Origin of the sequence: Pseudomonas sp. 2VD, assembly GCF_005503585.1 — a bacterium.
GTDB classification, from domain to species: Bacteria; Pseudomonadota; Gammaproteobacteria; order Pseudomonadales; family Pseudomonadaceae; genus Pseudomonas; species Pseudomonas aeruginosa.
The window spans coordinates 1-2,344 of sequence record NZ_SCND01000569.1; the positions used below are offsets into that span (position 1 = coordinate 1).

Annotated in this window: 4 protein-coding genes; all 4 read right to left on the reverse strand. The window is 62.0% G+C overall.

The window, feature by feature from the left end; genetic code table 11:
- Positions 1-509: beta-ketoacyl synthase N-terminal-like domain-containing protein (locus tag FFS27_RS31765; RefSeq protein WP_272483179.1), on the reverse strand; the 509-nt coding region annotated here is incomplete at its 3' end.
- 128 nt (positions 510-637) lie between these two features.
- Positions 638-874, reverse strand: a complete 237-nt coding sequence (acpP, locus tag FFS27_RS31770; RefSeq protein WP_003091135.1) for an acyl carrier protein — start codon at positions 872-874, stop codon at positions 638-640.
- A 195-nt stretch (positions 875-1,069) separates the two neighbouring features.
- On the reverse strand, positions 1,070-1,813 hold the full coding sequence (gene fabG / locus FFS27_RS31775) for a 3-oxoacyl-ACP reductase FabG (RefSeq protein ID WP_003091137.1): 744 nt from the start codon (positions 1,811-1,813) through the stop codon (positions 1,070-1,072).
- A 22-nt stretch (positions 1,814-1,835) separates the two neighbouring features.
- Positions 1,836-2,344 (reverse strand): ACP S-malonyltransferase (locus FFS27_RS31780; protein ID WP_137952505.1); only part of this gene is annotated, 509 nt, incomplete at its 5' end.

Here is a 2,344-nt window from a genome sequence, read left to right on the forward strand (position 1 = left end):
CTGTGGGTACCGGTGGTGCAGGCGGTGGTGAGGGCGTAGTTGGGCCCCTGCAGACCCAGGTGGATCGACAGGAAGCCGGAAACCATATTGATGATCGAACCGGGCACGAAGAACGGCGAGATGCGCCGCGGCCCCTGCTCGAACAGGGATCGGCAGTTGTTCTCGATATTGGTCAGGCCGCCGATACCGGAACCCATGGATACGCCGATACGCTCACGATTGGCGTCGGTGACCTCCAGGCCGGAATCGCGAACGGCCTGGAAGCTGGCGGCGAGACCGTACTGGATGAACAGGTCGAGCTTGCGGGCTTCCTTGGCGGACAGGTATTCCTCGACATTGAAACCCTTGACCGAACCACCGAAGCGGGTGGAATAGGCGGACAGGTCCATATGCTCGATCGGGGCGATCCCGCTGCGACCGGCGAGAATACCTTCCCAACTGCTCGGGACATCCAGGCCCAGCGGCGACAGCATGCCCATGCCAGTAATGACGACGCGTCTACGCGACACTACGACTTCCTCTTTCTCATTTCACGGGGTTGCGCCGACAGACTACCAGAGTAGGTAAGGCGCTAAAGAAAAGCCGCACGCCCTTACAGGCTGTGCGGCTTTTCCACGTCGGAAAATCCGACGACTACTTATTGCTGGTGAGCAACGATGTAGTCGATGGCTTCCTGAACGGTGGTGATCTTTTCAGCTTTCTCGTCAGGGATTTCGGTCTCGAATTCCTCTTCCAGAGCCATCACCAGCTCGACGGTGTCAAGGGAGTCGGCGCCCAGGTCTTCGACGAAGGAAGCGCTGTTGGTGACTTCTTCTTCCTTCACGCCGAGTTGTTCAGCGACGATCTTCTTAACGCGTTCTTCGATGGTGCTCATACCTTGTTTTCACTCCTATGGAAAATCCGAGCAGCTGGGCTGCGGGTAAGTGTATAGAAAGGGTTTTCTGCTTTTCAAGCTGAACGCCTCACCTTCCCACGGCCACTTCGATAATTCTATCTAATAACCCGGCTGCAATTCCGCAACGAATTCTAGACAGCGCTTATGACAGACCCGAGAAAGGTAACGTCACATTCAGCTCATGTACATCCCACCATTGACCGGCACGGTGGCCCCGGTCACATAGGCTGCGCCGTCCGAAGCGAGGAAGCCGACCACCTTGGCGATCTCTTCCGCCTGCCCCAGGCGACCCAGCGGAATCTGGCCCAGCAGCGCTTCGCGCTGGGCTTCCGGCAGCTCGCGGGTCATGTCGGTGTCGATGAAGCCCGGCGCCACCGCATTCACGGTAATGGCACGCGAACCGACTTCCCGGGCCAGCGCACGGGTGAAGCCCTCCAGGCCGGCCTTCGCCGCGGCATAGTTGGTTTGCCCGGCATTGCCCATGGCGCCGACCACGGAACCGATGTTGATGATGCGCCCCCAGCGGGCCTTGGTCATACCGCGCAGAACGGCTTTCGACAGACGGTAGAGACTGTTCAGGTTGGTGTTGACCACATCGAACCACTCGTCGTCTTTCATGCGCACCAGCAGATTATCGCGGGTGATGCCGGCGTTATTGACCACGATCAGCGGTTGGCCGAGATGCTGCTGGATGTGCTCCAGGGTCGCGGCTACGGATTCGTCGCTGGAAACGTCCAGGACCAGGCCCGCACCCTCGACGCCATTGGCCTTGAGGGTTTCGGCGATCTTCTCGGCGCCGGACGCGCTGGTCGCGGTGCCGATGACCACGGCACCCAGGCGCCCCAGTTCCAGCGCAATCGCCTGGCCGATGCCACGGCTGGCGCCGGTTACCAATGCGACCTTACCTTGCAGACTCATGGGATTCTCTCCTTTCTCTCTCTCAGGCCAGGGCGGCGCGCGTGGCGGCGAACGCCTCGACACCATCCAGGCCATGGGTATTGATGCCCTTCGCACAGCGCCTGTTGAGGCCTGCCAGGACCTTGCCCGGCCCGCACTCGACCAGCTCGGTGACGCCCTTTTCCGCCAGCAGCTGGATGCTCTCCACCCAGCGAACCGGGCTGTACAGCTGTGCCAGCAGGTCGCGGCGCAGCGTATCGAGATCAGCCGGCACGGCGGCGCTGACGTTCTGCACCAGCGCAATCTTCGGCGCCTGCCACTGCAAGCTTTCGACCGAGGCGGCGAACTGCTCGGCGGCCGGACGCATCAGTTCGCAATGCGACGGCACGCTGACCGGCAGCGCCACCGCGCGCTTGGCGCCGCGCGCCTTGCACGCCTCGATGGCACGCTCCACGGCAGCCGCGGCACCGGCGATCACTACCTGCCCCGGCGCGTTGAAATTGACCGCGCTGACCACCTCGCCCTGGGCCGCCTCGGCACAGGCCGCCAATA

Coding starts and splice junctions, on each gene's coding strand:
- fabG (WP_003091137.1), bottom strand. CDS start 1,813: ATGAGTCTGCAAGGTAAGGTCGCATTGGTAACCGGCGCCAGCCGTGGC.
- acpP (WP_003091135.1), bottom strand. CDS start 874: ATGAGCACCATCGAAGAACGCGTTAAGAAGATCGTCGCTGAACAACTC.